The organism is Pseudolysinimonas sp. (genome assembly GCF_044239695.1).
Taxonomy (GTDB): domain Bacteria; phylum Actinomycetota; class Actinomycetes; order Actinomycetales; family Microbacteriaceae; genus Pseudolysinimonas_A.
This window is the reverse complement of the sequence record NZ_JBIIAW010000031.1, coordinates 22,487-28,767: the sequence shown is the minus strand read 5'-3', so window position 1 is coordinate 28,767 and position 6,281 is coordinate 22,487. Positions and strand designations below refer to the sequence as shown.

Sequence of the window (6,281 nt, the reverse complement as noted above, 5' to 3'; positions counted from 1 at the left end):
CGTGAGACACGAGACCTCCTGGCCGTGAAGAACTAGACAGCTCCACTAAGCCAGGAGGTCTCCCCGTTTCACAACGGCAGCGTCACCAACGTCTCTGCCGAGTACACCTAGGAGCGCTTGGCGAAGACGACCGGGGCGTCGACGTGGGCGGCCCAGGCCTCGCGCTCGCGCTCGGTGATCCGACGCGGACGACCGGATGCGGCATCCACGAGCACGATCGTCGTCGCGGCCTTCGCGAACATCGTCTGCTCCTCGTCACCCGCGGGCGAGGCGATCTCGTAGCAGACGTCGAGGCTCGCCCCGCCGAGTCGGCCGATCCAGAGCTGCACGTCGAGCGGCTCCCGCAGGTACGGGATCGGCGCGAGGTATTCGACCTCCTGCCGGGCGACGAGGGTGATGGTCGTCGCGGTACTGGTGTCGGCGACCGGGGCGTCGTTGTCGTTCACCCCGTCCACCTGCAGGTCGCCGGCGCTCCAGAACACCGCGATGCGCGCCTCCTCGAGGAGGGTGAGCATCGCGGCGTTGTTGACGTGGCCGTAGGCATCCAGGTCGTTGAACCGGATGCCGATGGGCACGTGGATGCGGGTCATGTCAGTCGCGGGTCAGGCGGCGGTGGGTGGCGCGGTGCGGGGCGGCGGCCTCCGGTCCGAGACGCTCGATCTTGTTCGCCTCGTACGACTCGAAGTTGCCCTCGAACCAGTACCAGTTCGCCGGATTCTCGTCGGTGCCCTCGTAGGAGAGGATGTGGGTCGCGATCCGGTCGAGGAACCACCGGTCGTGAGTGATGACCACCGCGCAGCCGGGGAACTCGAGCAGGGCGTTCTCGAGGCTCGAGAGCGTCTCGATGTCGAGGTCGTTGGTGGGCTCGTCGAGCAGCAGCAGGTTGCCGCCCTCCTTGAGGGTGAGCGCGAGGTTGAGGCGGTTGCGCTCGCCACCGGAGAGCACACCGGCCTTCTTCTGCTGGTCGGGCCCCTTGAAGCCGAACTTCGACACGTAGGCGCGCGACGGCACCTCGGTCTTGCCGATGACGATGATGTCGAGCCCGTCGGAGACGACCTCCCACAGCGACTTGTTCGGGTCGATATTGGAGCGGGTCTGGTCGACGTACGAGATCTTGACGGTCTCGCCGATCTTCAGGTCGCCGCCGTCGAGCGGCTCGAGTCCGACGATCGTCTTGAACAGGGTCGTCTTGCCGACGCCGTTGGGGCCGATGACCCCGACGATGCCGTTCGGCGGGAGGGTGAACGACAGGCCGTCGATGAGCACGCGGTCGCCGAAGCCCTTGTGCAGATCCTTGGCCTCGATGACGACCTGACCGAGCCGCGGACCCGGCGGGATCTGGATCTCGTCGAAGTCGAGCTTCCGGGTGCGGTCCGCCTCGGCGGCCATCTCCTCGTAGCGGGCCAGACGCGCCTTCGACTTGGTCTGACGACCCTTCGCCGACGAGCGCACCCATTCGAGCTCCTCGGCGAGGCGCTTGGCGAGCTTCTGGTCCTTCTTGCCCTGGATGTCGAGGCGCTCGGCCTTCTTCTCCAGGTAGGTCGAGTAGTTGCCCTCGTAGCCGATGAGCCGGCCGCGGTCGACCTCGGCGATCCACTCCGCGACGTTGTCGAGGAAGTACCGGTCGTGGGTGATCGCGATGACGGCGCCGGGGTAGGACTTCAGGTGCTGCTCGAGCCAGAGCACGCTCTCGGCGTCGAGGTGGTTCGTGGGCTCGTCGAGCAGCAGCAGGTCGGGCTTTTGCAGCAGCAGCTTGGTGAGCGCGACGCGGCGCTTCTCACCGCCGGAGAGCGGGGCGATCGCGGCGTCTCCCGGCGGGGTGCGGAGGGCATCCATCGCCTGCTCGAGCTGGGAGTCGAGGTCCCAGGCGTCGGCGGCGTCGATCTCTTCCTGGAGGGTGCCCATCTCGGCGAGCAGGGTGTCGAAGTCGGCATCCGGCTCGGCCATCGCGAGCGAGATCTCGTTGAAGCGCGCGATCTTGCCCATGATCGGGCCGACGCCCTCCTGCACGTTCTCGAGCACGGTCTTCGACTCGTCGAGTTCGGGCTCCTGCATGAGGATGCCGACGGTGTACCCGGCGGCGAGGGTCGCCTCTCCGTTGGACGGCTGGTCGAGCCCGGCCATGATCTTCAGGATCGTCGACTTGCCGGCGCCGTTGGGGCCGACCATGCCGATCTTCGCCCCGGGCAGGAACGCCATCGTGACGTCGTCCAGGATGAGCTTCTCGCCGACCGCTTTGCGGGCGCGCACCATGGAATAGATGTATTCGGCCATGGCTCCAGCTTAGGGACGGCGGGAGGCCGCCCCCGACGTCACCAGTCGATGGGACGGGTGGCGCCGACGAGGCAGCGCCCGGTGCTGAGCAGCTGGGCTGTCGTCGAGGCGTAGCCGATGTTGCCGTACTGGCCGATCAGGCACGTTCCGTTGAGGCGGACCGAGAATTGGATGTTGTCGGCCGCCAGGTCGATCGCCGTGCGGTCGGCCGTGACCTCCATGTCGGTCTTCGGGTAGCCCGCGGCGACGAGGTTGTCGATGAACGCCCGGCCGTCGAGGGCTCCCCCCGCGCTGACGAGTTCGTTGTTGACCCGGTCGAAGTACGGGAGGTTCTGCGTGGCCGAGCCGTCGAGGTCGATCTCGGGTTCGGCGGGCGCCGACGGGGCCGAGGAGACGTCGGCGGTCGGCGTGGGCGTCGGCTCCGGAGCGTCCACGCAGCCCGCGAGCGTGAGGGCGCCGATTCCGGCGAGCGCGACGACGACCGCGGCGCGTGCGATCCGGCTCGCCATGAGAAGTCCCCGTCCCGTCCCGGTCGAGTCCCGGGTCGGGACGATTCTACGGGTGCTCAGCTCGTGCCCAGCCCTGCGAGCTACTCTCAGCGCCGAGACGTGAACCCGTCTCCCGGACGAGGACCCCAGTACCCGGACAGACACGACTGGCCGAAAGGCCGATCATGTCGTGGATCATTCTCATCGTCTCGGGCATCCTCGAAGCCGTCTGGGCGACCGCTCTGGGCAAGAGCGCCGGCTTCACCAAGCTGGGGCCGACCATCGTCTTCGGCGTGGGGCTCGTGCTGAGCATGGGCGGTCTCGCTCTCGCGATGCGCGACATCCCCACCGGCACCGCGTACGCCGTCTGGGTCGGCATCGGCGCGGCCCTCACGGTCGTCGTCGCCATGGTCAGCGGCGCCGAAGCGGTGAGCGTGGTCAAGGTGCTGCTCATCCTCGGACTCGTCGCCTGCGTCGTCGGGCTCAAAGTGGTGAGCGACGCCGGCCACTGATCGCGCGGTGCCCAGACCGCGGGGGCGGCTAGCCTCGACCTGACGACTTCAGGAGGCCGGAATGGCGATCGACGTGCGCGGCTACTCGTACTTCATCGAGCGACGCGAGGCCGACAAGCGGTGGGTTGCGACGGTCACCGAGTACCCCGACCTCGTAGCCGAGTCGCGCAGCCACAACCGGGCGATCAACGAACTGCAGACCGCGGTCGAGGCCGAGGTGCTGCGCCGTCACCGGGCCGGGGAGCCGATCCCGCGCGCCCCGAAGAAGCAAGCGGGCCTGCTCGACGGCCTCGGCCTGAGCTGACCTGGGGGACGCCGCTCAGAACGGAACGGGGAGCTCGCTCGGCCGCTTGGCGCGCGCTTCGGCGAGATCGTCGACCGGGGCGTCGGCGACGTCGGGGTCCGGCGCCTCCGGCGACGCGGGGATCTGCTCCGCCGCCGCCGCGGTCTCGGGGGTGTCCGCCGCTGCGGTCGCCTGCGGCGTGCGGGTGAACGACGAGGTGCCGAAGGTCAGGTCGTGGCCCAGGCTGTCGGCATCCACCTCGATCGTCGTGCCCGACTTCTCGTCGGTCTGCCACTCGCGGATGCGGAGTCGGCCCGAGACGATCACGCGCTGACCCTTGAGGATCGAGCCGATCGCGTTCGCCGCGAGGGTGCGGAACGCCGTCACGGTGTACCAGTTGGTGTCGGCGTCCTCCCACTTCTGCTCCGCGCGGTTGAACCGGCGCTGGGTGGACGCGAGGCGGAACGAGGTGATCTGCAGCCCCTCGCTCGTGACGATGTGCTTGGGCGGGGTGGCCACGAGGCCGGTGAGGGTGATCTGGTCGGACATCCGTTTTCTCCAATCGTGAGGGTCGGATGCCGGTGCCCGCTCGTGCCGTGAAGTGGCGGCCGGCATCCGATGCCCCACTCTCGGTCGTGCGCCCGGACGCGACGACGCCCGGCTCGCGATCTGCGGAACGCGGCCGGGCGGCATCGGCTGGGGAGGACGGCACCGTCCTCGGTGTCAGTGCTCGCGGAACTCCGGCCAGTCGGAGCCGCCGGGCAGCGACGCATGGAGAGCACTCTTCGCGACCTCCAGCGAGGGGTACTCGCGACCCTCGGTCGCGTCGAGCAGCCTCACCTGGAAGCCCCCGTCGGTGCGATGGATGGAGCCGATCGCTCCGGCCGGGCCGAAGGCGACCCAGCGCTGATGTGTCGTGGTGTTGTCGGACATGCCCCGACGGTAGCTCCCCCGCACCGCCGCGGGAACGGATGCTCAGGAGACGCTCAGGACGTGCGCGACCACCCCAGTTCGGGGGTCTCCACAGGTCGACGCGTTCGCTCCGGCGAACACCGCCGATCCGCGCCGCTTGACCGCCCGTCGGCGGGACCCGAAACTCATCTCCAGGGCGTTCGTCCTGCGATTCGGGGGAATCGCGGATCCGGCCGGGGGGCCGGATCCGTTGCTGGGATCAGGATGCGTCGGGGGACGCGATCCACTGGGCCGGTTCAGGTGTGCGGGGCGCTCCGGGACCGGCCCCACCTGTTCGAAGGATGCCACCCGTGCTCACCACGCGCCACGCGTTGACCGGCCCCTGGGCCGCCAACGTGCGGGGCTGGGGCAGCACCGCCGTGCCGGGTTCGCTTCTCGTGGTCATGCAGGAGCTGCCGACCGGCTTCCCGAACGGGTGGTACATCGTCGCGTCGGTCGCGCTGCAGTTCACGCTGCCCGGCATCTGGGTCTGGCTCGTGTCCACGGTCTTTCGACGTCGTACCGGCATCGTCCCTCCGGTGGGTCTGGTCACGATGTGGCTGGGGGTCGGCGTGCTCCGCGGGCTCGCCGGCGGAGCCGTCGCGCTCTCCGCCGGGCTCGACCCGGAATGGGTCTTCCGCATCGTCTTCTGGTGCGTCCTGGCACTCATCTGGACGCCGCTGCTGACCTATGCGCTCGCGCAAGGCGAGGAATACCGCCGGTTGCTCGCCTACCGCGCGCGCTTGGCGCGCGACCTCGCCGACCTCGACGCGCGGAGCCGGGAGACGGCTGCGGAACGCACCCGGCGGATGGGCGACGCGATCGCGGATGCGCTCGGGCCAGCCCTCGAGGAGATCCGCGCGGGCTTGCACACCGCTCGGGTCGACGCCGTGACGGTGCACCGGATCCGTCGACGCCTGGACGACCTCAGTGCGCGGGCGCGCGACTTCGCCACCGCTCCGGCCGTCGAGCCCTCCCGGCCCGACGAGCGCGCCTCCCTCGTGGTCGCGATGAGCGCGTTCCAGTCGAGACGACCGATCTTCGCAGGGCTGTTGACGGCCGCCGCCGTCGCGCCGCCTCTCCTTCTCGAGGCGTTCCGCGTCGGCGGCCTTCCCGCCGTGGCCGAGATGGCCGTGGGGATCGCGACGGCCACGATCCTCTTCATGCTGGTGGCCGCCGGAACCGACCGCCTCCGCGTCCCGGGGATCGTGTCGTTCGCGCTCCTGCGAGGCGGCACGCTCGCCGCCGGAGGGATCGGGGCGACGGCGATCGCCCTCCTCACCTGGAGCTGGCTGGATGAGGACGCGTTCCTCGCCCTCGCGCTCATGCCCCTGCTGTTCTCCGTCGCCGCCGACATCCTCTCCACCGCCGTCGGACTGCAGGCGACGAGCGCACGACTCGACGAGCTCATCGCCCGGGACGAGCGCACGGTCGAGGCGCGCACGATCGCGCTGGCCGACGCCGAGGAGCAGGCATCGGCCCAGATCCTGGAACTCGTCCGCGGGGAAGTCAGCGGACGGCTCGCGTCCTGTGCCATGGCCCTCGCCTTCTTGGCCGCCGGTACCTTCACCCCCGCCGATCAGGAGCGCGTCGTCGGCACCATCGTCGACCAGCTCGAAACCGCGGCCGCCCGCATCCGGGAGCTCCGTCCCTGATGGGGGTCGTGCTCATCCTCCGGTCGCAGCCCTACACTGCTCGCATGGCGACCATGGCGGTCGCGTCGAGGATCAGGGACCTTCGGCGGTGCGGACCCGGACGTGCGCGGTCCGCGCG

The 6,281-nt window shown here is 69.8% G+C and carries 8 protein-coding genes; 3 read left to right on the top strand and 5 right to left on the bottom strand.

Annotation, left to right across the window (positions count from 1 at the left end; translation table 11 throughout):
- Positions 1–107 precede the first annotated feature (107 nt).
- Genes ACILQS_RS06840 through ACILQS_RS06830 form a run of 3 tightly spaced genes read right to left on the bottom strand, consistent with a single transcriptional unit; the run spans position 108 to position 2,783 of the window.
- Complete coding sequence (locus tag ACILQS_RS06840) at positions 108–590, bottom strand: acyl-CoA thioesterase (RefSeq protein ID WP_395639366.1); 483 nt, start codon at positions 588–590, stop codon at positions 108–110.
- Between the two features lies 1 nt (position 591).
- Positions 592–2,274, bottom strand: a complete 1,683-nt coding sequence (gene ettA, locus ACILQS_RS06835; RefSeq protein ID WP_395639365.1) for an energy-dependent translational throttle protein EttA — start codon at positions 2,272–2,274, stop codon at positions 592–594.
- 38 nt (positions 2,275–2,312) lie between these two features.
- Entirely contained in the window at positions 2,313–2,783 is a 471-nt protein-coding gene (locus ACILQS_RS06830) for a DUF6993 domain-containing protein (RefSeq protein ID WP_395639364.1), read from the bottom strand.
- A 164-nt stretch (positions 2,784–2,947) separates the two neighbouring features.
- Between ACILQS_RS06830 and ACILQS_RS06825 the strand changes: the two genes are divergently transcribed.
- Positions 2,948–3,274 (top strand): DMT family transporter, encoded by a 327-nt coding sequence (locus ACILQS_RS06825; RefSeq protein ID WP_395639363.1) that lies wholly within the window; start codon positions 2,948–2,950, stop codon positions 3,272–3,274.
- Positions 3,275–3,335: 61 nt separating this feature from the next.
- Complete coding sequence (locus ACILQS_RS06820; RefSeq protein WP_395639362.1) at positions 3,336–3,578, top strand: hypothetical protein; 243 nt, start codon at positions 3,336–3,338, stop codon at positions 3,576–3,578.
- Between the two features lie 15 nt (positions 3,579–3,593).
- On the opposite strand, the gene ACILQS_RS06815 is transcribed toward ACILQS_RS06820, so the two are convergent.
- Complete coding sequence (locus ACILQS_RS06815) at positions 3,594–4,106, bottom strand: single-stranded DNA-binding protein (RefSeq protein WP_395639361.1); 513 nt, start codon at positions 4,104–4,106, stop codon at positions 3,594–3,596.
- Between the two features lie 174 nt (positions 4,107–4,280).
- The gene (locus ACILQS_RS06810) at positions 4,281–4,490 is read right to left on the bottom strand and encodes a methyltransferase (RefSeq protein WP_395639360.1); all 210 of its coding nucleotides are present in this window, start codon (positions 4,488–4,490) and stop codon (positions 4,281–4,283) included.
- Between the two features lie 329 nt (positions 4,491–4,819).
- On the opposite strand from ACILQS_RS06810, the gene ACILQS_RS06805 reads away from it, so the two are divergent.
- Positions 4,820–6,163, top strand: a complete 1,344-nt coding sequence (locus ACILQS_RS06805) for a hypothetical protein (protein ID WP_395639359.1) — start codon at positions 4,820–4,822, stop codon at positions 6,161–6,163.
- Positions 6,164–6,281: the final 118 nt, after the last annotated feature.